22 protein-coding genes are annotated in these 23,492 nt (G+C 67.4%); 11 read left to right on the forward strand and 11 right to left on the reverse strand.

The genetic code is table 11. The annotated features are described in order from the left end of the window. Positions 1–21 precede the first annotated feature (21 nt). Positions 22–1,203, reverse strand: a complete 1,182-nt coding sequence (locus BJ988_RS16985; RefSeq protein WP_179659067.1) for an MFS transporter — start codon at positions 1,201–1,203, stop codon at positions 22–24. 698 nt (positions 1,204–1,901) lie between these two features. Between BJ988_RS16985 and BJ988_RS16990 the strand changes: the two genes are divergently transcribed. Beyond that, positions 1,902–3,056 (forward strand): DUF222 domain-containing protein, encoded by a 1,155-nt coding sequence (locus BJ988_RS16990; protein ID WP_179659068.1) that lies wholly within the window; start codon positions 1,902–1,904, stop codon positions 3,054–3,056. Between the two features lie 214 nt (positions 3,057–3,270). Then, on the forward strand, positions 3,271–4,356 hold the full coding sequence (locus BJ988_RS16995) for an IS110 family RNA-guided transposase (protein ID WP_179656809.1): 1,086 nt from the start codon (positions 3,271–3,273) through the stop codon (positions 4,354–4,356). Positions 4,357–5,317: 961 nt separating this feature from the next. Here BJ988_RS16995 and BJ988_RS17000 read toward each other — a convergent pair. Next, positions 5,318–6,784: a protein kinase domain-containing protein gene (locus tag BJ988_RS17000; RefSeq protein ID WP_179659069.1), complete on the reverse strand. Its 1,467-nt coding sequence runs from the start codon at positions 6,782–6,784 to the stop codon at positions 5,318–5,320. A gap of 8 nt (positions 6,785–6,792) precedes the next feature. Then, positions 6,793–7,893, reverse strand: coding sequence for a hypothetical protein (locus BJ988_RS17005; RefSeq protein ID WP_179659070.1), 1,101 nt, complete (start codon positions 7,891–7,893; stop codon positions 6,793–6,795). Between the two features lie 76 nt (positions 7,894–7,969). Here BJ988_RS17005 and BJ988_RS17010 point away from each other — a divergent pair, with 76 nt between their 5' ends. The 3 genes from BJ988_RS17010 (at position 7,970) to BJ988_RS17020 (ending at position 11,694) form a co-directional block, all read left to right on the forward strand. Beyond that, positions 7,970–8,836, forward strand: coding sequence for an oxygenase MpaB family protein (locus tag BJ988_RS17010; RefSeq protein WP_179659071.1), 867 nt, complete (start codon positions 7,970–7,972; stop codon positions 8,834–8,836). Between the two features lie 86 nt (positions 8,837–8,922). Beyond that, positions 8,923–10,545 carry an alkaline phosphatase D family protein gene (locus BJ988_RS17015; protein WP_179659072.1) on the forward strand — a complete coding sequence of 541 codons (1,623 nt, stop codon included), beginning with the start codon at positions 8,923–8,925 and terminating at the stop codon, positions 10,543–10,545. Positions 10,546–10,650: 105 nt separating this feature from the next. Then, the gene (locus BJ988_RS17020) at positions 10,651–11,694 is read left to right on the forward strand and encodes a VanZ family protein (protein WP_179659073.1); all 1,044 of its coding nucleotides are present in this window, start codon (positions 10,651–10,653) and stop codon (positions 11,692–11,694) included. Here BJ988_RS17020 and BJ988_RS17025 read toward each other — a convergent pair. Further along, on the reverse strand, positions 11,689–12,261 hold the full coding sequence (locus BJ988_RS17025; protein WP_179659074.1) for a TetR/AcrR family transcriptional regulator: 573 nt from the start codon (positions 12,259–12,261) through the stop codon (positions 11,689–11,691). The genes BJ988_RS17020 and BJ988_RS17025 overlap by 6 nt on opposite strands. A gap of 74 nt (positions 12,262–12,335) precedes the next feature. Here BJ988_RS17025 and BJ988_RS17030 point away from each other — a divergent pair, with 74 nt between their 5' ends. Next, on the forward strand, positions 12,336–13,361 hold the full coding sequence (locus BJ988_RS17030; RefSeq protein ID WP_179659075.1) for an alpha/beta fold hydrolase: 1,026 nt from the start codon (positions 12,336–12,338) through the stop codon (positions 13,359–13,361). A 27-nt stretch (positions 13,362–13,388) separates the two neighbouring features. Here the strand turns inward: BJ988_RS17030 and BJ988_RS17035 are convergent, their stop codons facing one another. The 4 genes from BJ988_RS17035 to BJ988_RS17050 all read right to left on the reverse strand — a co-directional run bounded on the left by BJ988_RS17035 (position 13,389) and on the right by BJ988_RS17050 (position 17,486). Then, on the reverse strand, positions 13,389–13,865 hold the full coding sequence (locus tag BJ988_RS17035) for a hypothetical protein (RefSeq protein ID WP_179659076.1): 477 nt from the start codon (positions 13,863–13,865) through the stop codon (positions 13,389–13,391). A gap of 6 nt (positions 13,866–13,871) precedes the next feature. Then, positions 13,872–14,402, reverse strand: a complete 531-nt coding sequence (locus BJ988_RS17040) for a hypothetical protein (RefSeq protein ID WP_179659077.1) — start codon at positions 14,400–14,402, stop codon at positions 13,872–13,874. A 118-nt stretch (positions 14,403–14,520) separates the two neighbouring features. Further along, the gene (locus tag BJ988_RS17045; protein ID WP_179659078.1) at positions 14,521–17,181 is read right to left on the reverse strand and encodes a hypothetical protein; all 2,661 of its coding nucleotides are present in this window, start codon (positions 17,179–17,181) and stop codon (positions 14,521–14,523) included. Further along, entirely contained in the window at positions 17,178–17,486 is a 309-nt protein-coding gene (locus BJ988_RS17050; RefSeq protein WP_179659079.1) for a hypothetical protein, read from the reverse strand. The genes BJ988_RS17045 and BJ988_RS17050 overlap by 4 nt, the downstream gene beginning before the upstream one ends. A 260-nt stretch (positions 17,487–17,746) precedes the next feature. Between BJ988_RS17050 and BJ988_RS17055 the strand changes: the two genes are divergently transcribed. Genes BJ988_RS17055 through BJ988_RS17070 form a run of 4 tightly spaced genes read left to right on the forward strand, consistent with a single transcriptional unit; the run spans position 17,747 to position 20,021 of the window. Next, positions 17,747–18,076: a PadR family transcriptional regulator gene (locus BJ988_RS17055; protein WP_179659080.1), complete on the forward strand. Its 330-nt coding sequence runs from the start codon at positions 17,747–17,749 to the stop codon at positions 18,074–18,076. 3 nt (positions 18,077–18,079) lie between these two features. Further along, positions 18,080–18,478 carry a DUF1048 domain-containing protein gene (locus tag BJ988_RS17060; RefSeq protein WP_246321513.1) on the forward strand — a complete coding sequence of 133 codons (399 nt, stop codon included), beginning with the start codon at positions 18,080–18,082 and terminating at the stop codon, positions 18,476–18,478. Then, positions 18,475–19,263, forward strand: a complete 789-nt coding sequence (locus BJ988_RS17065; protein ID WP_179659081.1) for an ABC transporter ATP-binding protein — start codon at positions 18,475–18,477, stop codon at positions 19,261–19,263. Before BJ988_RS17060 ends, BJ988_RS17065 begins: the two co-directional genes overlap by 4 nt. After that, complete coding sequence (locus BJ988_RS17070) at positions 19,260–20,021, forward strand: ABC transporter permease (protein ID WP_179659082.1); 762 nt, start codon at positions 19,260–19,262, stop codon at positions 20,019–20,021. Before BJ988_RS17065 ends, BJ988_RS17070 begins: the two co-directional genes overlap by 4 nt. A gap of 27 nt (positions 20,022–20,048) precedes the next feature. Here the strand turns inward: BJ988_RS17070 and BJ988_RS17075 are convergent, their stop codons facing one another. After that, positions 20,049–20,849, reverse strand: coding sequence for a metallophosphoesterase family protein (locus BJ988_RS17075; protein ID WP_179659083.1), 801 nt, complete (start codon positions 20,847–20,849; stop codon positions 20,049–20,051). Positions 20,850–20,886: 37 nt separating this feature from the next. Here BJ988_RS17075 and cobU point away from each other — a divergent pair, with 37 nt between their 5' ends. Then, entirely contained in the window at positions 20,887–21,426 is a 540-nt protein-coding gene (cobU, locus tag BJ988_RS17080; protein ID WP_179659084.1) for a bifunctional adenosylcobinamide kinase/adenosylcobinamide-phosphate guanylyltransferase, read from the forward strand. A gap of 140 nt (positions 21,427–21,566) precedes the next feature. Here cobU and BJ988_RS17085 read toward each other — a convergent pair whose 3' ends face one another. Both BJ988_RS17085 and cobT read right to left on the reverse strand, forming a co-directional pair. Then, positions 21,567–22,337 carry an adenosylcobinamide-GDP ribazoletransferase gene (locus BJ988_RS17085; protein ID WP_179659085.1) on the reverse strand — a complete coding sequence of 257 codons (771 nt, stop codon included), beginning with the start codon at positions 22,335–22,337 and terminating at the stop codon, positions 21,567–21,569. After that, positions 22,337–23,386: a nicotinate-nucleotide--dimethylbenzimidazole phosphoribosyltransferase gene (gene cobT, locus BJ988_RS17090; RefSeq protein WP_343051660.1), complete on the reverse strand. Its 1,050-nt coding sequence runs from the start codon at positions 23,384–23,386 to the stop codon at positions 22,337–22,339. Before cobT ends, BJ988_RS17085 begins: the two co-directional genes overlap by 1 nt. Positions 23,387–23,492 lie beyond the last annotated feature (106 nt).

Here is a 23,492-nt window from a genome sequence, read left to right on the forward strand (position 1 = left end):
GGGAAGAGAATTTCTGGCGTCTCAACCGGTCTTCACGGGGTCCAGAGCTGGTCGGGTGGCGAAGCGGCCGGCCATCAGCGGGATCAGGACGGCGACGGCGAGCGGGATGACGAACATCGAGCGTTCGCCGAAGACCTCGGCGACAGCGGCGATCAGCGAGGCGGCGGCGAGATAGCCGGCATAGTTGGCGAGGTTGACGCGGGCGATCGCCTCCTCGGCGTTGTCCGGGGAGATGTGGGCGGCGGCGACGAACGACTGCGGCGGGACCAGCGCCAGGCTGCCACCGAGGATGGCGAATCCGACCGCCGCCACGCTCCAGTGCGGGGCGGCGACGATCAGCACGAGCGCGCCGACGCCGATGACGCCGCCGATCCGGATCACCCGCTCCGCGCCGAAGCGGGCGACGAGGCGGTCACCGGGGAGACGTACAGCCAGGAGCACCAGCTGGTACGCGGCGTAGATCGCCGGCGCGACCGCCGCCGCGGCACCCAGGCCGTCGACGACATAGATCCCGCCCCAGGCGGAGGCCGCGGAGTCGACGAACCACATCGCGAACGTCGGCACCGCGACCAGGAGGAGGGGCAGCAACGGCAGCCTGGGCCTCGGTCGTCGCGTACTGCTGGTCCGTCTCTCCGCAGCGTCCACCGCCTCCGGCGGGAGCAGGAGCCGGAACGTGGCCGCGTTGGCGACCAGGCCGATGACGGCGATCGGGACCATGTCCAGACCAAGAGGTACGCCGAGGGCGATCGTCACGGTCGCGTAGACGGCGCCGAGGACGGCCGCCGCGCTCCACATCGCATGGAAGCCGTTCATCAGCGGGCGGCCGTACGCGTCCTGGGTGGCCGTGCCCTGCATGTTCATCGAGGCGTCGACGCCGCCGAGGAAGAAGCCGTAGACGCCGTTGAGGAGCAGCAGCGTCCCCATCGTCGGCGCGAACGCCGGCGCCACCGCGGCCAGCGAGGCCCCGCCGAGCATCAGCGAGAGAGTCGCCGCGCTGCCGACCCTGGTGGCGAGATGGCCGGCGGTGACGCTGCCGACCGCCCCGATCGCGGTGGTGACTCCGAGCACGACGAACACGTCACCGGCGCTCAGGTCGAGCTTTGTCGCGATCGACTCCAGCCTGGTGATCAGCGAGGCGAAGGTCAGGCCCTGGATCGCGAACGCGACGAAGACGGCTGCCCGGGCAAGCTGGAGTCGGGTCATCGGCGCATCCTTCGTTCGGGTTGCGCGAAGTCTGCACCTTTGAGTGTGTGGTGCGCATCTGTTTCGGGTGACTTCGCCACCCGGTGGTCGGCTTGTCGAGACCTCACCCCGCTGGTCGAGCTCGTCGAGACCTCACCCCGCTGGTCGAACTCGTCGAGACCTCACCCCGCTGGTCGAACTCGTCGAGACCTCACCCCGCTGGTCGAACTCGTCGAGACCTCACCCCGCTGGTCGAGCTTGTCGAGACCCCCTCGCCCCCGCTGGTCGAGCCGCCGGAGCCGCTAGGCGGAGGCGTGTCGAGACCAACACAGTTCCCTGCCGGAACGTCCCACCCCAAGGCCGGACAGGGCCGCCGACCCGACTTCGAGGGTCTTCTCGACCTGCCCCGGAGTCAAGGACGCCCTCCGGGCGCCGGCTCCGCCGGCCGCTTCGCGGTCCTTGACACCGGACCACGTCGAGAAAAAATTTGGCTGGCTATCGGGGCGGCGGCCCGGGTGTGGCGCAGCGCAATCTTGCTTCAGAACGGTGCTGTTGAACGGGCAGGAGGGCGGCCCTTCGAGCCACCTACCATCCACAGGTATGACGCCGTTCGCTGACCGCGAAAACATCGCTTGACCTGCACAAATAGGTGTTCACGAAGGCCGGGTCGGAGTAGAATCGGAGGCACTACGACACACCTTTGAAGGGAGGTGACAGCGATGAGCATCGACCACTGGGACACCAACCCTGGAGACCTCGTCTCGTCGGCTCTTGCTGCCATCGAAACCTCCCTCCAACAGCTCCATGCGATGGACCCGACCTACTGGCACACCAGCCAGAAGAAAGACTTCCTGGCCAAGGTGGAGAAGCTCCAAGCCCAACAAGCGGCGTTGACGCTGCGGGTCCTCGCTGCCTCCGGTGACATCGCCGCAGAGACCGGCGACAAAGACGCCTCCGCCTGGATGCGCGCCGAACTGCTCGTCGACAAAGGTGCCGCGCGATCGCAGATCAAGCTCGCCAACGCGGTGACGAAGTACGAGCTGGTCGCCGCCGGCCTCGCTGAGGGCATCGTCTCCGAGGCGAAAGCCCGGGTGATCACCAAGGCCCTGGACAAGGTCGACGCCGACCCGATCGCCACTGGTGAGGACCTGGTTCTCGCTGAGAAGCTGCTGGTCGAGTACGCCACCCAGTTCACAGCCAAGGAACTGCGGGTCGTCGGCAAACGGATCCTGCTCGAGGTCGACCCCGCCCGGTTCGAGGCAGCCGAAGCCAAAGCACTCCTCGCCGAAGAGGAACGCGCCCAGCAGAAGACCGCCCTGCGGGTCTGGGACAACCACGACGGCACCATCGGCTTCGACGGTGTCCTCCCTGTTTCGATCGGGATGCGCTTCAAACGGCTGGTCGAGGCCTACGCCCAACCCCGCAAGCAGCAGCTGGTCGACAAAGGCGCCCCGCTCCCGCCGTGGGAGCGGATGATGGGACAAGGCTTCGCCCGCCTGATCGAGACCATCGACCCGAATGTGCTGCCCCGACACGGTGGCGACGCCACGGTCGTGAATGTGGTGATCTCGCTCGAGGAGCTCCGCAAAGAGCTCGGCACCGCGACCCTCGGCTACGACGAGACCAACGGGACCACCATCACCGCTGCTGAGGCCCGGCGGATGGCGTGCAACGCCACCATCATCCCCTGGGTCCTCGGCGGCGACAGCGAAGTCCTTGACGCCGGCCGGGCCAGCAGGTTCTTCGTGCCGATCCAACGCAAAGCACTCCGGTTGCAGCAGAAGTGCTGCCAAGCCGAAGGCTGCGACATGCCACCGGAATGGTGCGACGCCCACAGAGAGGATGTCGGTGCGTCATCTCGTGTGGCGGCCTGACTCTGAGCGCTCATTGACGGCGCGAGCATGAAGCGCGCCTGTCCTGAAATGGATTGGTCGACCGTTGCACGAGGTGGCGTGCTGTCAGACCACCGGCACGCTGGGCGTGACTTGATAGGAGCCTGCTAGGAACACGCCCATCTCTGTGTTGTCCGCCCTGGCGATGCCGGTGGTCTGTCCATCCACCCGACGAGGAGAGGACGGCATCACCAGCATGACGAATCGAAGCGAGGATCGCGAGGTGATCGGCGGCGTCGATACCCACGGCGCCACTCACCACTGCGCTGCGCTCGACGCGCGAACAGGGAAGTTGCTGGGCGACAGCGAGTTCCCAGCAACTGCGAAGGGCTACGCCCAAGCCCTCAAGTGGCTGCAGCGGTACGGGAGGGTCGAAGCGGTCGGGGTCGAGGGAACCGGGTCTTACGGAGCAGGGCTCACCCGGTACCTCACCAGCCGCGACGTGGTCGTCATCGAGGTCGTCCGCGCGAACCGTCAGGCCCGGTATCTGCAGGGCAAGTCGGACCCTCTAGACGCGATCAATGCTGCGCGCGCCGTGCTGGCCGGCATGGCCACCACGGTCCCCAAGACACGCAACGGGAACGTAGAAGCGATCCGAATGATCCAAACCACCAGGCGCAGCGCCTCGAAAGCACGCAAGGCCGCGATCAACCAGATGCACGGCCTGATCTACTCCGCTCCCGAACCACTGCGCGAACAGCTGCGAGGGCTCAACCGCGCCGCACTGGTTGCCCGCTGCTTACGCCTGCGACCAACGACCTCAACCCAGTCCGGGGAGCTGACAGTCATCGCCAAGACGATGCTGCGCCGACTCGCACGGCGCGTTCAAGCTCTCGATGAAGAGATCGAGGAAGCCAACCAGCAACTCACAGAACTCGTTCAACACGCAGCGCCCGCCCTGCTCCAGGTCTTCGGCGCCGGACCTGAAGCAGCTGCGCAACTCCTGACCACCGCAGGAGAGAACCGCGACAGGATCTCAACCGAGGCCTCACTCGCACGCCTCTGCGGTGTCGCCCCGATCCCAGCCAGCAGCGGCAACACAACCCGGCATCGACTCCACCGCGGCGGCGACCGGAGAGCCAACTCCGCGATTCACATGATCATCATCAACCGGCTCCGATGGCACGAACCCACCAAGGCCTACGTCACCCGCCGCACCGCCGAAGGAAAGACCAAAAGCGAGATCATCCGATGCCTCAAGCGCGCGGCCGTCCGCGAGCTCTACCGCGCTCTCCTGACAGACCTCAACAAACCAGCCGCAGAGCACGAACCCGCCGCTTGACATGCATAGGAGCATCCATCTAGAACCCTGGGCTGCTGGCGGGAAGACGGATCTGAAGGACGGGGTATTGCTCTGTCCGCACCATCATCGTCTGGCGCACAACCCTGCCTATGTTCATGAGCGGTTGCCCGACGGCACGGTCCGGTTCGCCCGACGGTCCTAAACCGGCAAGTCGAGACCACACCGCCACGGCCATCCCGCCAAGACCCGCCTATGCGCGGGCACCTTCGCCTGCCCCGGGCCAGGGCGACCCGCTTGACCACTCGACGTGCACGGAGAGTGTGGCATAGCGTCAACGGTCCAGATCTCGTCGACGCTGGACGCCGGAGCGTGGAAGGACGCGCGCTCGCCTGCCGTCGACCAATTGCGACCGCACTCCTCGGCCCTGACTCCTGGAGCCCGCCTGCCCGTGCGGCCTGATGTTCCCCCTCGATCGGCGCGTTCTTCTCCGCGCGTCCTGATCCTTCCCCACGCGTGCAGACCTTCCCCACTCCCACGGAGGTTCCCCCACGCTCCGGAGAGTTGGGAAGCTCCGCGGTAGTGGGGGACAGTGCGGAGGAATGGGGAAACCCCGTCCTGCGGGTTGTCCACCGGTTCAGGCGGCCTTGTGATCGATTCACAAGGTCTTGCCCACTGGCGTAGGAACCGACGCCCCGGGTCCCCTCGCACCAGCAGCACACCTGCCACGACCCCCAGACCCGTGCCCACCCGAAACCGCTGCGCCAGACCCCGCCGCCGATCCGATAGCCAGCCAAATTTCTCGCCGGATCACGGTGTCAAGGATCGCCGCAGGCGACCGGCGAAGCCGGCGGCCGAAGGCCGTCCTTGACTCCGGGAACCGGCGTGAACACCATCCAATACAGGGTCGGCGGCCACCAGCCCAGGCGCCACAGCACCGCGCAGGGGTTTTCAGTCCGCCGCCGACATGTCAGCACAGCGACGGATGCCCCCACCGCGACCGCTAGCTCTGCTTGAGCAGCCCGTCGAGGATCTTCTCGCCGTTCTGGCCTTCGCCTTCACGGATGCCCTTGAACTCGTCGCGGAGCTGTTCCATCTCGCGCTTGGCGTTCTCACCCGTCTCGACGAGGTCTCGGATCTGGTCGATCTGGTCTTCCCACTCCTGGGATTGGCCGGCGTCGATGATGTTCCAGGTTTCCAGGTTCTCGCGCCAGCGGTCGAGCTTGTCGAGGCGGTTGAGGGTCTTGTTGTCCGACTTGTCGGTGGGCTTGTCGGCGGAGTTGTCGGAGTTGCCGGAGTCGTCAGAGCCGGAGGAGTTGTCGGAGCTGCGGTCGGTGTTGTCCGAGCCGTTGGCGTTGTCGGAGCTCTGGGACGGCTGGTCGGCCTCGGCAGGTGCGGGTTCGTACGCGGCCAGCCAGGAGGCGGCGAAGACGCAGGCGATCACGATCGCCACCGCACCGAGGAGGCGGCTGGTGGGGAACTTCCGGAGCGAGGCCGGGCGGGGCGCGCGTACGGGAGGCGGGGTGTCGGGGCCGCGCATGACGCCGGTGCGGGAGTTGGGCAGCGCCATCGGCTCGTCGAGCCGTCGCTGCGCCATCGCCTGGGTCGGCCGCGGCGCCTGCCCGGCGGACAGCAGGTCGGTGGCGTCGGGGTCGGCGCCGTTGAGCACGTAGCCGAGCTCGTGCGCTACCTGGTCCATCGAGGGCCGGGCGGCCGGGTTCTTGTCGAGCATCCGGTTGACCAGGCGCGCCAGCGGCGGCGGGACTGCCCGGAAGTCGGTGATCCGCGGCACCGGCTCGCTCAGGTGCATGTGCAGGATCCTGACCGGGTGCGGGGCGGAGTAGGGCACCTTCCCGGTCAGCATCTCGAAGAGCACGCAGCCCAGCGAGTAGACGTCGGCCGGCGGACCGACGGGATCACCGGAGGCCTGCTCGGGCGAGAGGTAGGACGGGCTCCCGATCACATGGCCCGTCTGGGTCAGGCCGGCGTCGACCCCGGTCATGGCGTACGCGATGCCGAAGTCGAGGACGGTCAGCCGGCCGTCAGCGTCGAACATCAGGTTCGCCGGCTTGATGTCACGGTGCACCACATCGGCCCGATGCGCGGCACCGAGGGCGCCCGCGACCTGACGGGTGTATTCGACGGCCATGTCGATCGGCAACGCGCCGCGCTGCGCGATCGGCTCGGCCAGGGTCGGCCCGGGCAGCAGCTCCATGACCAGGAAGACGTCGTTGTCGTCGCTGCCCGCGTCGAAGATCTTGACCACGTCGTCGTGGACGACGCGGGCCGTCGAGTGCGATTCCCGACGGAATCGCTCGGCCATCGTGGGGTCGTCCACGTCGCGCAGCAGCTTCACCGCGACGTCGCGGTCGAGGACCGTGTCACGCGCGCGCCAGACCTCTCCCATACCGCCGGCTCCGAGCAGAGTGAGGAGCCGGTAACGGCCGGCGATCGGGGGAAGCTGATCCATAGCGGAAATTATGCCGGGGTCACCCAGGAGCTGAAGAGCGGGATACCCTCCCAGGCTCCCCCGCGCGCCACCGCCACCACAGCGTGCGGCCGGTCGAACCTCAGATCGATCTGCCGCACCGTCGTCTCGCGGGGCGCGCCGCCTGCCCGCACCATCATTCCGGTCACCGCGGCCGCCTCGAAGCCCTCGCGGTCGTAGGAGGCGACCGCCTTCTGCACACAGGCAGCCTCCGACTCCTTCTCGACGGCAGCCATCACTCCGCGGGCGATCTCGGCCACTCCCGGTGCGGCGTCCAGATCGTGACGGTCTTCAGCACTCCACTCCGGAAGATGGCTGCGCCAGCGGTCAGCGGGAGCGCCGCCGAAGACGGTAACCTCCTCTACCGCCCAGGCGTGGCCGCCCGCGGCATCGGTCCCCGGCTCGAAGGTGCGGTTGCGCACCTCGCCCGAGTCGATCCTCCGGACGACCTCGTCGGCGGCCAGCCACACGTCGGCTGCCGATACTCCGTCGGCGGCGACCACGGAGTAGACCGAGATGCCGTCCTCGCTCGACGGGCAGGCGACCGCGACCGGGCCGGCGGCCTCGGTCTCCACGACCGCCTGGAATCCGCCCTCGAGCAGCAGCAACCCGTCTCCGTCGTCGTCGAGGGGCTCGCTCCAGCGCGGTGTCACCACCAGCGCAGAGGCGAAGACAAGAAGGGTCGAGGAGTCGATCTCCAGCGGGAACTCCGTGATCAGCCCGCGGGTGTGTTCGTCAGCCCACGCGTCGAGCCCGGCCTGCTCCGGGAGCGGGTCGAGCATGACCGGCAGAGCTTTCGTCAGCTCGACCCCCGGGCGCAGCCAGCCGGCGACCGCGGCGCCGATCGTGGGGTGCGGCGCCTCCAGCAGCGCCAGCGCTGCGGCTCGCGCGTCGGCCCGGTTCAGGCCCAGGACCTCGTCCGTCTCGGTCTCCGCGGCGGGCGCCAACGAGGCGAGGAGCAGCCACAGACCTGCGTACGAGATCACCGGGGACTCGGCGGAATCGAGAGCGGAGCGGGCGGTGGCGGCGTACGTTCGGACTGCCTCGGCGGCAGCAAGGGACAGCGGTGTCTGCGTTCCCGACTTCTCCATGCCGAAGACAGTACGGGGAGAGCCACCCCAGGGAGGCAGAAAAACGATACAGTTATGTATCGAGCGAGGAGGCGTCATGGCCAAGAAGTCGCGCACAGCAGGGCTGGACCCGGAGACCGACTATCAGGAGATCTCGAGGAGCCTGGGACTCTACGAGTTCCCCTGGGACACGACTCAGGCATTGAGCTTCGCCCTGTTCCGGACGTACGCGGTGCCCTCGATCGGCCGACTGCTGGCCGACACGCACCAGTTCACCGAGAACACCCAGAAGCGCTACGACGACACCGCGCTGCTGCTGGAGGACACGGCGATCGAGGACCTGGACAGTCCCCGCGGCCGGGCCGCGGTGCGGCGGATCAACCAGATGCACCGGATGTACGACATCTCGAACGACGACATGCGCTACGTCCTCTCCACGTTCGTGGTGATCCCGCGACGCTGGAACCAGGACTTCGGCTGGCGGCAGTCGACCCCCGACGAGCAGCTCGCGGCGCTGCGCTACTACCAGGCGCTCGGGAAGCGGATGGGGATCAAGGACATCCCGGCGACCTACGAGGAGTTCGAGCAGCTCCTCGACTCCTACGAGGCCGAGCACTTCGGGTTCGACGAAGGCGGCCGCGCCGTCGCCGACTCGACGCTCGAGCTGCTGACGACCTTCTACCCGCGCCCGCTGGCGCCGCTCATCCGGACCTTCTCGCTGTCGCTGATGGAGCCACATCTGCTCGAGGCGTTCGGCTACCCCGAGCCCGGGCGTCTCGCGCGGGCGCTATCTCGTGGGGCGCTGAAGGCGCGGGCGCGCTTCGTCGCCGTGCTGCCGCCGCGAAAGAAGCCGGCGTACGTCCGCGACATGCCCCGCATCAAGAGCTACCCGCACGGCTTCAACACCGAGGAGCTCGGCACCTTCGCGCCCGGGTGCCCGGTGCACGTGGGCACCAAGCCGTAGCCCACCCCTCCCCCGCACTTCACGAGTCCTTCACCGGGCACCGCTTCGCTGTTGTCGATAACCCCCATATCGACAGGAGCACGTCCATGCCTGCCCCCAGCAACACTCCTGATCTCCGCGGCGCCCTTCGGGGCCTCGACCGCCGCCGCTTCCTGACCGTCTCGGCCGCCGCGACTGCGCTGGCCTTCACCACCGGCCTGCCGCGTACCGGCGCCTTCGCCTCCCCCGCCGCCTCGCCATCGGCGATCACCTCCGACCCGTTCACCCTCGCGGTCGCCTCCGGAGACCCGCTGTCCGACTCGGTGCTGCTGTGGACCCGGCTCGCGCCGCTCCCGCTGGAGCCGACCGGCGGGATGCCACCCTCACGTTTCGATGTCTCCTGGGAGGTGGCCCGCGACTCGGCCTTCAGGCGCGTCGTACGCCGCGGGGTCGCCGCCGCGCACAGCGAGTTCAACCACGCCGTGCACGCCGAGGTCCGCGGCCTGGACGCGGCGACCGAGTACTTCTACCGCTTCCGGGTCGGCCAGTGGATCAGCCCGGTCGGGCGGACCCGGACCGCACCGCCGGTGGGGGCTGCGGTGTCATCGCTGACCTTCGCCCTCGCCTCGTGCCAGCGCTACGACCAGGGCTACTACACCGCGTACGGGCATCTCGCCAACGAGGACGTGGACGCGGTCTTCCACCTGGGTGACTACCTCTACGAGTACGCCGTGAACGCCTCCGCCGGCGCGCGGGCCTACAGCGAGCCGCTGCCCGCGCACCTCAACCACGAGACCGTGACGCTGGACGACTACCGGGCACGCTACGGGCTCTACAAGTCCGACCCGGACCAGATCGCCGCGCACCTGGCGCACCCGTTCATCGTCACCTGGGACGACCACGAGACCGAGAACAACTACGCCGGCGACAACCCGGAGAACTCGGTGCCGCCGGAGGAGTTCCTGGTGCGTCGTGCCGCCGCCTACCGCGCCTACTGGGAGAACCAGCCGCTGCGTCTTCCGCAGCAGCCGACCGGTCCGGACCTCAAGCTGTACCGGCGGCTGAAGTGGGGCCGGCTGGCGCAGTTCGACATCCTCGACACCCGCCAGTACCGCACCAACCAGGCCAACGGCGACGGCTGGAAGGTGCCGACGGCTGAGTCCGAGGCCGAGTCGATGACCCTTCCGGGCCTCGAGCAGGAGAGGTGGCTGACCGACGGCTGGCGTCGCTCCAAGGCGACCTGGAACATCGTCCCGCAGCAGGTCACCTTCGCCCGCCGCGACAACCCCAACGGCTCCGGCACGCGCTCGATGGACTCCTGGGACGGCTACCCGGCGTCTCGCCGACGGGTCCTCGATGGCTGGAAGGCGTCGGGGCAGTCGAACCTGATGGTGCTGACCGGCGACGTACACGTCCACTACGGGCTGAACATCCACGACGACTTCGACGACCTGTCGTCTCCGGTGATCGGGACCGAGGTCGTCACCAGCTCGATCACCTCGGGCGGCAACGGCGCCGAGCGTCCCGCCAACTGGGCCGCCTACCTGGAGCGCAACCCGCACATGAAGTTCTACAACGGCCTCCGTGGCTACACGACCGTCTCGCTGAATGCCGACGGCGCGGAGATCACCTACAAGAACGTCGCCCAGGTCAGCACTCCCGGCGCGCCGCTGACGGTGGGTGGCCGGTTCTTCACCGAGGCCGGCAAGCCGGGCCTGGTCGAGGCGTAGGAGTCCGGTACGACGGGGAGAACCGCATGGGTTACCGACTGGTAAGTCGTGTCGATCTCCCCGTCGTACCGCTGGCGGGCCCGGATCCTGGCTTAGCCTGACGTCGTGGACAACGTTGTCGGGAACGCGGTTCTGGCGATCTTCTTCGGGCTGGGGCTGGCCGTCGCGGGGTTCGTCCCGGCCGCGGCGGTCGCCTATCGCCGCAGCGGCTCGTTCCCGCTGGGCCGCATCCTGCTCCTGCTGGCGGCCGCGATCTACGCGGTGGCGCTGTGGACCTACACCCTCGTCCCGATGCCCGAAGCGGGCTCCTTCACCTGCGCGGGGACCCATGTCCACGCGTTCGGCTTCGTCGAGGACATCCTCCGCACCCGCGCCGAGATCGGCGCCCGAGCGCTGCTCACCAACGCAGTGTTCCTCCAGGTGGCCCTCAACGTCGTCCTGTTCGTACCTCTGGGGTTCTTCGTCCGTGCGATCACCGGACGCGGGATCGTGGTCGCGGGCGCACTCGGCCTTGCGACGTCCCTCCTCATCGAGACCACCCAGCTCACCGGGATCTGGGGGCTGTACTCCTGCGCCTACCGCGTCTTCGACGTTGACGATCTGCTGGTCAACACCGCCGGTGCCGTGCTCGGGTCGGCGATCTCGGTGCTGTTGGTGCGTCCGCACGCGCGACCGGCGCCACGCACGATCACCGTCGGTCGCCGCCTGGTCGGCATGGTCGCCGACCTCCTCGTCATCCTCGGCACCGGCGCTCCTCTGGCGCTGGCCTGGCGTGCCTGGCAGCTCTACGGGCTCGAGGTGCCGTTCGACGAGGTTTCGACCACCATTCAGTTCTGGCTGCTGTGGGGCCCACCGATCGTGCTGGAGGCGATTGCCGTCCTCGGCTTCGGACGTACGGTCGGTGAGTGGGTCGTCGGCCTTCGCGCCACTGCCGGGTCGGGGACGTGGTGGCGCCGGATCTTCAAGCTGCTGACCGGCGTCGGCGGACTGACCCTGCTCCTCGTCGCCGACTTCCCCGGCTCCGGCCTCGTTCTGCTCGTCTTCGTCGCCGCAACCATCGTCGCCCTCCCCCGGACCGACGAGCACCGGGGGCTCAGCAACGTCCTCGCGGGGATGCAGGTCCGGCAGGTTCGGCCGAGCTCTTCATGACCCCAGAAGCCGCGACCTGTACGCCCTGATGGAGGTCTCGGCCTCGTCGGCGGTGATGTCCCCGATGAGGACTCGAAGGGTGAGGCCGTCGGAGAGTGCGAGCAGCTCGATGGCGCGCGCACGTGCCTCGGGCTCGTCGAGCCCGTCAGCCTCCTGGATGTGGCGGGTGCACTCCGCGACGCCGACCCTCGTCGCCTCGGCCAGGATCTGGCGTACGGCGGTATGGGTCATCGCCTTGGCCACGTAGGCGTACCAGACGGTGACTCCGATGCGACCCGCGTCTGTGGCGGGGATCTGCTGGAGCAGGATGTGGAGGAGGCGGTCCTGCGGCGGACGGCCGGCGGTCGCCTCGTACTCGATGACGGCGCGCTTGACCAGCAGGTCGATACCCGCGACGACGAGAGCGTCCTTGGTGCCGAAGTAGTGCTGTACGCGACCCATCGACACCCCCGCCCGGGCGGCGACGATCCGCAGGCTGACGCCCTCGATCCCCTGCTCGGCGACGACCTGCCAGAGGCCGGCGACGATCTCGAACCTGCGCTGCTCATGGTCGACGGCTCTTGGCATGACGCCAGATTAGCAATACAGTCGCATCGCAACGGGTTTCAATGCGATCGCATCGCTATCGGGGACGGGATGACATGAGCACTGACGTCGAGAACGAGGACACCGGTACGCGCAGGAAGCGCCGGCGCTGGCCGGTCGTCCTCGTCACCACCATCGCGGTCGTCTCGACCGGCTGCCTGGCGATGGTGCTCAGCACGAGCGGGCCGGGCGTCGGCCACTTCCGCACACCCGAGGGGCGGCAGGCCTACACCGAGGCGTACGACGCCGCCTTCGCCGCGCTGCCGAAGCCGACCAGGACCCATGACGTGGAGACCACCTTCGGCACGGTCCGTGCGTACGCCTGGATCAATCCGGACCCGGTCGACGACGTCCCGGTCGTGCTGGTGCCGGGGCGGGCCAGCGGCGTACCCATGTGGGGAGAGAACCTGCGCGACTTCGTCGAGCACCGCACCGTCTACGCCTTCGACGCGATCGGCGACAGCGGGCTCTCGGAGCAGACCCTGCCGCTGCGCGACATGGACGACAACGCCCGCTGGGTGGAGGAGGCGCTGGACGGGCTCGGCCTGGACCGGATCCACCTGGTCGGCCACTCTCAGGGAGGTGGGCTCGCAGCGGCAGTCGCGGTGCGCTACCCGGACCGCCTGGCCAGCCTCACCCTGCTCGAGCCGATCATGACGTTCGGCATGCTGCCGGTGTGGGCGATCGCCTGGTCGGCGGTGGCAGCGCTCCCGTTCCTCCCCGACTCCTGGCGCGACCATGCGCTGAACCGGATCGGCGGCGTCGAGGACGACGAGGTCGACCCCGAGGATCCGATGGCCCGGATGATCGCCGCCGGCACGACCCATTTCGACTCCGGCAGCCTGCCGACACCCTCACGGCTGAGCGACGACCAGATGCGTGGGCTGACGATGCCGGTGTACGTCGCCATCGCGAGCGACAAGTCACTGGCCGGTGGCGAGGACGCGGCCGAGAAGGCCGAGCTGATCAGCACCGCGACCGTCAAGGTCTGGCCGAAGACGACCCACTCGCTGCCCATGCAGGTCGCCCCTGAGCTCGACGCCGAGCTCGAGAGGTTCTGGGCAGACGTACCTCGACCGTGAACGGCATCGCTGTTCGGCCGCGCCGCTCTACGCCCAGACGCCGCCATACTCGATGAGAACCCTGAGTCCGCCGTCGAACTGGGCCGTGTTCGTGATCGCGTTGATGAGGCGTACGACCCAGAAGACCACCAGCGTGTAGCCGATCCCGAGCGCGATCCCCGAGACGGCGGCGCTGGTTCCGGCCGCTTTCGCCCGGCTCACGCCGACATGGCCGAGGACGACCGCGAGGGCGATCGGGACGATCGAGGCGATGAGCAGAAGCCCCAGGATCAGCCAGACGACCGAGCGGTCCTCCATGTTGTAGAAGGAGTTGTAGTAGCTCTGGCTGACCTTCGGTATACCCACGATCACCCGCACCAGAGCGACGAACACCAGCGTTCCCGCTCCGAGCCCCAGCCCGGCAAGCCCGAGCCATCCGCCGCTTCGCGAACCGCCTGTGGGTGCCGGCTGGTTCGGCGCCGGCCATGCCGGTCCTGCCGCTGCCGCCTCGTTCGGCTGTGTCATCGTGCCCTAACCCAGCCGACTTGACAGCGTCGAGGCCGTGGGCACCACGCCGATATCCGACTCTTCATTCATCGGTTTCGAGGCAGGCTCCGACGAGACCGTCGTCTCGGAGGACTTGCTTTGCTCCAACGCAGCATCCAAGTTGTTGTCAACATCCTCGACCAGCGCCCGAAGTACTGAATCCGCTGACTCTCTCTTGTTCGCCGGCGGCGTGTAGATCAGGTAGATGTAGTTCTGCTCGGTTGCCACCGCAACGTGATACTTGACCTGTACGCCACCGGAGACCGTGGCTTCCTCCCGAGCTACCTGGCTTACGGGCATACCAGCCAAATCCGGCACCGTGATCGGGTCACCTACGTCCGTGGCTTTGGACGCCGCTGCCTCAAGGGACTGAATGCTCTCGTCGCCACGTTTCCTCGCCTGCACAGTCAAGATTGGCTGCGTGTCGGTGTCGTCGTAGAGAACGCAAAGCACGCCCCGACTGGATGCCTCGAACTTATCCATCTTGACGTCGTGATCATCCGCTGCCTCCTTCACGACGTCCGGACTAAACACTCCATAACGCATAGGTTCCTCCGAACTAGATGACGAGCCACCCCCACATGCCGCTGCCACAGTGGCAACGGCAACGAAGACCAGAATTTTCGCCAGCGAACTACTCACTAGGTATCTCGTCCTTGTTCGCCTTCATCCACTCGACCTGCTCTTCGTAGGTTTTGTCCACGACGTGACGCGCCTCCTTGACTGCGTCATCGAAACGGTCCTGATACTCGTGTCGGCCTGCTGTCGCCGCTTCGTAGGACCGCGCCACGCTATCGTTCTCGGTCATCATCTTCTCCCACTGGTCCTCAAGTTGGTCAGTCCGCCCCTTGAACTCCGGGATATCCGCGATGTCATCCGACTTGTAGATGTCGGGACGGAACGTCATGACCGTCTTGTTCGGATCAGACGGATCGGGCGTCTTAGTTACAAACTCAGGCGGGACATCCTCGAGCAGACCCGCTTTCAGATAGCTGTTCATCAGGTTGCGCTCGATCAGCGTTTCCGGCGACGGCGTGGTTCCGGCTCCCTGCAGGTCCCCAGCACTCGGAGTGGCGGCGACTGTGTTCTTAAGCGCATCGAGCCCCTCCGACGTAGCGGTGTCGATGGCGGTCGTAAGGAGATGTTCCTTGGCACCCCCTAGGCCAGCCTTGAAACTCTCGCTCAGGAGATCCCCAGAACCTGGCACGAACCCAGCAGCGACATCAAACGCCTTTTGTGTAAAGGCGGCCTGCGCGGCCGCTCTCTCCGAGTCCTCCATGTCGACAAGAACCGAGTATCCCAGCGCGTTGCCGAGCGCCGATCCGGTCTTGGTGGTCTGTCCCGAGATCAGGTCTCGAAGCTCAGACGCAGACTTCCCCGGGTTCTCGGCGATGATGCGATCCACCCTCTCATTACCCTCTATCGCCAAGGACGCCGTCACCATCTCGACTGGGCCCGTGTCCTCGCCTCGGCCCAGTTCGCCCAGAACGAGTTTCAACTCATTCCTCGACACGTCGATTGGGCCACCAGCACCTCCAACATTGTCGTCCGACAGGGTGTTGTAGATATCGTCGGAGTATCCCGACATGATCGTCCCGAGACTGTCATTGAACTCTGGCCAGGTATGCCACCCCTGGTTCCAGTCGACGCCGAAGGCACGATCAGGGTCCTCGCCGCTGTGCAGGGCGATATCCTTGAGCATTCTCTCAGTGAGGTGGTTGGCGAACTCCGTGTCGCCCGACTCTCGAGATCCGACTGTCGCTGCTTCGAGCGCCAACCCGAAGCCATCGCCTTCGTCACTTCCAACGCCTGCCGAGAAGTCGCGGTCGAACATAAAGTACTTGTAGCGATCGTCCTTCTCACCGTCGTCCAGAGTTCCATCTTTGAAAAACTGCTGAGCAGCTTCGGGAGAATTAGCCATGCCGCCAAGCAGATTGGCCATCCCATCGTCAGCCCGGCCCGAGGTCCACTCGTAGGCGCCTCTACCACGCGCCGCTGACTGGACGTCGGCGTCAGGGTCCAGCAGCCCAGAACTCTTCGGGCCCCATACCGGGTCACCGTCGTGGCTCTTCTCCCAGTTGTAGACGTCGTCGGCGAGGTTGTACATGAAGTCGGTTTGGAACGTCGCCCCGTCCTCGCCGCCCTTCTTGATCATCAGGGTCAGAGCAGAAGCGTTCTCGTCATCCCCATCGGTGATCGACTTGAACCACTCGCCGGCAAGCCCCTTCGGATCCGGGTGGCCCTGGGTGTAGGTCGCTAGCGCCGTTCCGCCGGCGCGGAGGAACTCGGAGTAGACCTTGCGATCTGCCTCATCGATCTTGCCGTGGCTGAACGCCTCGCCGTTCTCATGCTTGATGGCGTCAGCCCATTCGGCGGGCGAGACGTTGGTGAAGAGCTCCTTGGTGAACTCAGCGTCCTTCTTGTACGCGCCGAGAAGGGTCGTCGTGTCTCCGTTGACGCCCTTGTTCTTGACGTCATGCTCGACCCAGTCTTCGATCACACCGCGACCCGTCGCGCCCATCGCGGCGTGCAGGTCGACCCCCGCGGCCTCGGCGTTCTTGAAGGCGTTGGCGATGCCTTCGCGACCCATCTGGCTCATGATCTCGCGCTTGAGCTCGGGCTCGTCCTCGAGCTCATCCATGTAAGCGGCGTACCGCTGCATCGCAGCCTTGTCAGGCTTGTCGCCGTCCTCCTGGCCCGCGGCGAGGATCTTGCCGATCTCGGGCGGGATGGCGTCGGCGATCTCGCCGTCACCACCGTCGTACCCGCCACTTGTCGCGGTGTTGAGGACGCCCTCCAGCTCCGTCTCGGCCTCCGTCGCGTCGGCCAGCGCCTTCGAGATCGTCTGCGCGTAGGAGTCCATCGTGGCCTGATCGGGATGTCCGGTCGGCGTTCCTCGACGGTGCCCCGGAGCCGTCGACTCGGGCGGGCTGGGATCCTCGATCTCGACCTGTGTGCCACCAGGGAACTTGACCGTCCAGCCCTTGGCAACCGCACCGTCGTAGGCCGTCTTCGCGGACTCCTTCGCGCTGCGCAGCGACGACGCCGCGCTGTCGAGACCAGCAACAACAGCGGAGAGCGGGGCAACGATGTCGTTGAGGTCCTCGACCAGGCGCTTGTGCCGGTTGCGCGCCGCTTCCGAGCTGTTCGGGGTCTGCCAGGAGTCGGGCGGCTTGCCGGCATCCATCTCATCCTGCTGGTCGATGAGCGTCTTGCGCACGCTGTTGAGCTTGTCGGCAGCGCCGCTGAGGCCGTCAGGCTTCCAGCTCTGCAGCTTCTCGTAGGTGACAGTCATCGGGGCCCCACCTGCTGGTTGATCTTGTTCCCGGTCCGCTCGCTCGTCTCATCGGAGGCGACGATGTGGTCAGCAGCGTTGTTGGTGAGCTCGTGGTGGCTGTTCGCCGACTTGACCCAGCTGTCGAGGTTGGTCTTCAGCTCGGTCTTGAGCTTGTTAGCCGCGCCGACACACGTGCTGCCCGGAAGGGCGGAGGTGATCGCACTGATCGAGTCGGAAAAGTCGATCCCTTTGACATTGTTCGCTGCTGCTTGGATCTTCTGCGCAGACTTCCTGACGTCTGCCTCGATCATCTGCACATTCATGCGCGGCCCCCAAGACCTTTGGCGATGGTTACAACCACCTCATACCCCGTTGCAGGGGTTCTAAACGTAAAAGTTTCAGACGGTTCAGCGCTGGTCAAGGGTCATCACGGCGTGACGCACCGCGGCCTCGCGACCTTCCTGAACTGCATCGTAGCCATCCATCTCGGCCACCAGCTGGCCAAACGACTTGCTTTTCGATCACTACTCAGCGCTACTATGTACTGGTAGTCAGCAACACTGAGTAGTGGAGGAGGTGCCCGATGGGCAAGCAGATGACCGAGATGCTCAAGGGGACGCTCGAGGGGATCGTGCTGGCGTTCCTGACCGGCAACCCGGCGTACGGGTATGAGATCACCGCCTGGCTGCGGAGCCAGGGATTCACCGACATCGCCGAGGGCACAGTCTACGCGCTGCTGGTCCGGATCGAGAAGAACGGACTGGTGGACGTCGAGAAGCGACCGTCCGAGAAGGGACCGCCGCGCAAGGTCTACTCGCTCAACGCAGATGGCGAGAAGTACCTCGAAGAGTTCTGGACCACCTGGGGGTTCCTGGCCGAACGGCTCGAGAACCTCCGTACCGAAGGGAAGTAAGACATGTCCATCCGATCGATGATCGAGTCCGTCGTCGGCGAGCTCGAGCTCAAGAAGCGCTGGCGGCAGCTCAAGGCCCGCAAGAAGCAGCTTCCCGAGAGCCACCGCAAGGCGCACGACGCGGTCGAGCGCTATCTGATGTACTCCGCCGGCATCGCCGACGGCGCGATCCTGACAGCGATGGCCGAGGACCTCCTCGACCTCTTCGAGCAGGGTGCCGCCGACGGCACCCCGGTCAGCGCGATCGTCGGCGACGACCCGGTGGAGTTCGCCGAGGAGTTCGCCAGGAACTACTCCGAGGGCGCCTGGATCAAGAAGGAGCGCGCCCGGCTCGAGGACGCCATCAACTCGATCACCGACGGTGATCTCGACAAGCTCGATCACCGGAAGGACGAGTCATGAGCGCGACAGCTGCCATCTCCGTACGGGGATTAGAGAAGTCCTACAAAGAGAACCAGGTGTTGAAGGGAGTCGACTTCGAGGTCGCGCAGGGCACGATCTTCGCGCTGCTCGGCTCCAACGGAGCCGGAAAGACAACGGTCGTACGCATCCTCTCGACGCTCCTGAAACCTGATGCCGGCACGGCGCTGGTCGAGGGTGCCTCGGTCGTCGACGAGGCGCAGCAGGTGCGGGAGGCGATCTCGCTGACCGGCCAGTTCGCGGCGGTCGACGAGATCCTGACCGGGCGGGAGAACCTGATCCTGGTCGCGAAGCTGCGCCACCTCCCCTCCCCCGGTGATGTGGCCGACGGGCTGCTGAAGCGCTTCGACCTGGTCGAGGCGGGCGCCCGGAAGGTCGCGACCTACTCCGGCGGCATGCGGAGGCGGCTGGACATCGCCATGTCACTGATCGGCTCGCCGTCGGTGATCTTCCTCGACGAGCCGACCACCGGGCTGGACCCGGAGGCACGCATCGAGGTGTGGCGGGTCGTTCGCGAGCTGACCGCGCAGGGCACGACCGTGCTGCTCACCACGCAGTATCTGGAAGAGGCCGAGCAGCTCGCCGACCGGATCGCCATCCTGCACGGCGGGACGATCATCGCCAACGGCACCCTCGCCGAGCTCAAGGCGATGCTGCCACCGGCGAAGGTCGAGTACGTCGAGAAGCAGCCGTCGCTGGAAGAAATATTTCTTTCACTCACCGGCTCCACCAGCCAAGGAGACTCTACCCAAGGAGAACGGGCATGAACACGTACGCATTTGCCGATGCCGGCACCCTGCTGGGACGCTCGCTGCGGCACATCACTCGCAGTCCGGACACGATCATCACCACTGCGCTCACCCCGATCGCGATGATGCTGCTCTTCGTCTACGTGCTCGGTGGGGCGATCCGGACCGGCACGGACAACTACGTCAACTACGTGCTCCCGGGGATCATGGTCATGGCGATCGCCTCGGGGATCGCGTACACCGCGCTTCGGCTCTTCACCGACATGAAGAGCGGGATCTTCGAGCGGTTCCAGTCGATGCCGATCGCCCGCTCGGCGGTGCTGTGGGCGCACGTCGGCACCTCGATGGTCGCCAACATGCTCACCTTGGTGATCATCGTCGGCGTCGCGTTCGTGATGGGGTTCCGCACCTCGGCCGGGCTGGGTGCCTGGCTCGCGGTCGCCGGGATCCTGGCGCTGCTCACCCTGGCCCTCACGTGGCTCGCGATCATCCCCGGGCTCGCGGCACAGACCATGGAGGGAGCCACCGGGTTCTCCTACCCGCTGATCTTCCTGCCGTTCATCAGCTCGGCGTTCGCGCCGACGGACACGATGCCCGGTCCGGTGCGCGCCTTCGCCGAGAACCAGCCGGTCACCTCGATCGTCAACACCATCCAGGCGCTGTGGGCCGGCGAGCCGGTTGGCGACGAGATCTGGGTGGCGCTGGCCTGGTGCGTGGGCATCCTGGTGGTCTCGTACTTCGCCGCCATGGCCGTCTACCGCCGCAAGATCAGTTGACCGAATCGAGCACGGTGAAGAGCCGATCTACCCCTTCCGGTGGTAGGTCGGCTGCTCGCCGTTCTCGACACCGCTCCTGAGGTTGCCCCGGTAGAAGCCCGTCCGCAGCTCGTAGGTGTACTCGGTGAGCTCGGGCATGCCGACGCCGGCGGCGTACTCGAGCTCGGCGTCCACGTCGTAGGGAACCCGGACCCACTGGATGCCGAACGGAGCCTCCTGCTCGCTGTCCAGCACACCCTCGAGGATCACGTAGACCGGGGTCGGGTCGCTCATGCAGTTGCCGACGCTGCCGGTGTTGAAGACGGTGCGCCGGTCCCGGTCGGTCTCGTAGTAGGGGTCGTGAGTGTCGGCGTAGCCGACGATGTCCGGCTCGGGCACGTCCAGGCCGGTCGCCTCGGTGTTCCGGAACAGCCCCAGGAACTCCTGCTCGTCATGGTCGAACCTGACCCGCCGGTGGACGGTCTCCTCCGATGCGTGGAAGAGCCTGATCCGGCGGCCGCTGAGGATGAAGTCGTGGCAGAACGGGAGCGTACGCAGCCACTCGGCCTGCTCCCACGCCTGCAACCGCCACCACATCAGCCCGACCGACTCGCGACCGAAGTCGGGCTGCGGGGCCAGCAGGAAGTCCTCCCAGTTGCCGAGGATGTTGACCTCGCACCGCTCCCGGCAGAGCTCGGCGACCTCGCGTCCTCGCGGTCCCTTGCCGACGTAGTCGCCGAGATTGAAGATCCTGGTGATCCCGCGCGCCTCGATGTCGGCGAGGACTGCTTCAAGGGCGGTGAGATTGCCGTGTACGTCCGAGATCAGCGCGATCCGCTCTGGGGTCATGGGCCGCAGGCTATGCGATGGCTGGGAGACTGGCCCGATGAGGATTCTGGTGACCGGTGGGGTGCGGTCGGGGAAGTCGCGGCACGCCGAGTCGCTGCTCGCGGCGACGCCGTCGGTGGCGTACGTCGCGCCGGGGCCGACGCTCGAGGAGGAGCCGGACCCGGACTGGGCTGCCCGGCTGGCCTCGCATCGGGCCAGGCGGCCGGCCCGGTGGCGTACGGTCGAGTCGCGGGATCTCGCTGGGGCTCTGACCAAGGGGCTGGCCGCGGGCGACGCCGTGATCGTCGACTGCCTGGGCACCTGGCTCACCGCCGTCATGGACGCCCGCGAGCTGTGGGAGTCCACCTCGGAGGAGGCGACCGCGGTCGTCTCCGCGCTGGTCGATGACGCGGCAGCGGTGCTCGAGCAGCAGCGCGGCGATGTGGTCCTGGTGACCAACGAGGTCGGTCTCGGGGTCGTGCCGGCCCATCGCTCGGGCCGCCTCTTCCGCGACCTGCTCGGGCTGGTCAACCAGCGGCTGGCAGCGGCCTGCGACGAGGTGCATCTCGTCATCGCCGGGCGAGTCCTGAAGCTCTAGCTGCCCCGCTGGTCGAGCCGCGAGGCCGCCTACGGCCGAGCGTGTCGAGACCAACACAGTCCCATCGAGCGCGGAGGTCACCGTGTTGGTCTCGACACGGATTCGCTCGTTCCTCACGAATCCGGCTCGACCAGCAGGGGTCAGGCCAAGGTGACGAGCAGCGCTGCCAGCGCCGCCTCGACGGCTGCGCCGAAGACGTCGCCGGTCACTCCCCCGAACCGCCGGATCGCCCGGAGGATGATCGCGCCGACGACGGCTGCGGCAACGGCGACCGCAAGGGCGCCTCGCCACCACGGCAGGCCCGCCCAGGCGCCGGCGCCGGCGAGCGCGGCGGCGACGACGGTCCAGACGAGAACCGTGACGAGGGGCGGCACGGTCTGGGTGAACGTACGCCCCAGACCGTCCTCACGCGCCGGCCTGATGCCGCGGGTGCAGCACATCGCCAGCGCCGCGCGCGAGGCACAGACGGCGACGAGGACGAGGACGGCCAGGCGTACGCCGCCCTCCCCCGCCAGCACCGAGGCCAGCCCCGCCACCTGGAGACCGAGGACGAGGACGATCGCGGTGACGCCGGCAGGGCCGGAGGTGCCGGTCTTCATGACCTCCAGCGAACGCTCGCGGTCGTAGGAGGCGGCCATCCCGTCGACCGTGTCGGCGAGACCGTCGAGGTGGAGCGCCCGGTTGCCGACGACCACGACGCCGATCGCGAGCAGGGCGGTGACCAGGTGCGGCAGCCCGGCGAGCTGCCCCAGGAGTGCGATAGCGGCCGCACCTAGCGCGAGCGGCAGCGAGGCCAGCGGCGCCAGCACCATCGCTACCCCGGCCCGGCGACGGTCGACGTGCTCAGGAGGCGGCACGGGCATCGCGGTCAGCGTGCCGACCGCGAGACGCCAGGCGTCCCGCACGAGCATCAGGCAGGCTCTCCCGGAGCGAGCTCGGAGAGCAGGGCGACGTCGCGCAGCAGTGCGACGGCACTGCGGACGACCGGCACCGCGGCGACCGCACCGGAGCCCTCGCCGAGCCGCAGGTCGAGGTCGAGCAGCGGCTCCAGGCCGAGCTTCTCCAAGGCTAGCGACTGGGCCGGCTCGGTGGAGCGGTGACCGGCGGCGTACCACTTCGCGGCGCCAGGCTCGATCCGGTCGGCGGTGAGCGCGCACGCGACGCTCATCAGACCGTCGAGGAGGACGGGGACGCCGTTGCGGGCGGCCTCGAGGAGGTAGCCGGTCGTCGCGGCGAGGTCGGCGCTGCCGAGCGCGGCGAGGGTCTCGATCGGGTCGTCGGCGCGTTCACCGGCACGCGCGAGGGCGGTGGTGATGACGTCGGTCTTGGTCCGCATCGCGTCTTCGCCGATGCCCGTCCCGCGACCGGTGACCTCGCTCGCGGGCAGCCCGAGCCCGGCGGCCACCATCGCCGCCGCAGGGGTGGTGTTGCCGATGCCCATGTCACCACTGATCAGCAGCTGTGCTCCGGCGGCGATCTCCTCGCGGGCCACGGCGGCGCCGGCCGCCAGCGCTCGCGCGGTCTCCTCGGCGGTCAAAGCGTCCTCGAGGTGGATCGCGCCGCTCGCCCGCCGGATCTTGTGGCGGGTCAGCGCCTCCCGGGTCGCCGCGTCGAGATCCTCGAACTCCTCGTCGACACCGAGGTCGAGCACCCGGACCTGCACGCCGTGCGCCTTCGCGAGCGCGCTGACCCCGGCACGTCCGCTCAGGAACGTACGCACCATCGCGCCCGTGATCGCCGGCGGGAACGCCGAGACCCCGTGCTGCGCGACGCCGTGGTCCCCGGCGAAGATCACCAGCCGGACGTTCTCGACCGGCCGCGGCGGCACCTCGCCCTGGCATGCCGTCATCCAGACCGCCAGCTCGCCGAGGCGGCCCAGGGCACCCGGCGGCGTGGCCAGCGCGCCCAGCCGCTCGGTGGCTGCGCGGCGTACGTCTTCGTTCGGCGTCTGGATCGTCACCCGCGCAAGGTACCCCACGGCGTCGGGACCGGTCCCCGCTGGTTGAGCCGCGAGCGCAAGCGAGCGTGTCGAAACCAACACAGTTGCTGTCGCGCTCGAATCGACT

This window comes from Nocardioides panzhihuensis (genome assembly GCF_013408335.1).
Classification (GTDB): domain Bacteria; phylum Actinomycetota; class Actinomycetes; order Propionibacteriales; family Nocardioidaceae; genus Nocardioides; species Nocardioides panzhihuensis.

Coding starts and splice junctions, on each gene's coding strand:
- BJ988_RS16985 (WP_179659067.1), bottom strand. CDS start 1,203: ATGACCCGACTCCAGCTTGCCCGGGCAGCCGTCTTCGTCGCGTTCGCG.
- BJ988_RS16990 (WP_179659068.1), top strand. CDS start 1,902: ATGAGCATCGACCACTGGGACACCAACCCTGGAGACCTCGTCTCGTCG.
- BJ988_RS16995 (WP_179656809.1), top strand. CDS start 3,271: ATGACGAATCGAAGCGAGGATCGCGAGGTGATCGGCGGCGTCGATACC.
- BJ988_RS17000 (WP_179659069.1), bottom strand. CDS start 6,784: ATGGATCAGCTTCCCCCGATCGCCGGCCGTTACCGGCTCCTCACTCTG.
- BJ988_RS17005 (WP_179659070.1), bottom strand. CDS start 7,893: ATGGAGAAGTCGGGAACGCAGACACCGCTGTCCCTTGCTGCCGCCGAG.
- BJ988_RS17010 (WP_179659071.1), top strand. CDS start 7,970: ATGGCCAAGAAGTCGCGCACAGCAGGGCTGGACCCGGAGACCGACTAT.
- BJ988_RS17015 (WP_179659072.1), top strand. CDS start 8,923: ATGCCTGCCCCCAGCAACACTCCTGATCTCCGCGGCGCCCTTCGGGGC.
- BJ988_RS17025 (WP_179659074.1), bottom strand. CDS start 12,261: ATGCCAAGAGCCGTCGACCATGAGCAGCGCAGGTTCGAGATCGTCGCC.
- BJ988_RS17030 (WP_179659075.1), top strand. CDS start 12,336: ATGAGCACTGACGTCGAGAACGAGGACACCGGTACGCGCAGGAAGCGC.
- BJ988_RS17035 (WP_179659076.1), bottom strand. CDS start 13,865: ATGACACAGCCGAACGAGGCGGCAGCGGCAGGACCGGCATGGCCGGCG.
- BJ988_RS17045 (WP_179659078.1), bottom strand. CDS start 17,181: ATGACTGTCACCTACGAGAAGCTGCAGAGCTGGAAGCCTGACGGCCTC.
- BJ988_RS17050 (WP_179659079.1), bottom strand. CDS start 17,486: ATGAATGTGCAGATGATCGAGGCAGACGTCAGGAAGTCTGCGCAGAAG.
- BJ988_RS17055 (WP_179659080.1), top strand. CDS start 17,747: ATGGGCAAGCAGATGACCGAGATGCTCAAGGGGACGCTCGAGGGGATC.
- BJ988_RS17060 (WP_246321513.1), top strand. CDS start 18,080: ATGTCCATCCGATCGATGATCGAGTCCGTCGTCGGCGAGCTCGAGCTC.
- BJ988_RS17065 (WP_179659081.1), top strand. CDS start 18,475: ATGAGCGCGACAGCTGCCATCTCCGTACGGGGATTAGAGAAGTCCTAC.
- BJ988_RS17070 (WP_179659082.1), top strand. CDS start 19,260: ATGAACACGTACGCATTTGCCGATGCCGGCACCCTGCTGGGACGCTCG.
- BJ988_RS17075 (WP_179659083.1), bottom strand. CDS start 20,849: ATGACCCCAGAGCGGATCGCGCTGATCTCGGACGTACACGGCAATCTC.
- cobU (WP_179659084.1), top strand. CDS start 20,887: ATGAGGATTCTGGTGACCGGTGGGGTGCGGTCGGGGAAGTCGCGGCAC.
- BJ988_RS17085 (WP_179659085.1), bottom strand. CDS start 22,337: ATGCTCGTGCGGGACGCCTGGCGTCTCGCGGTCGGCACGCTGACCGCG.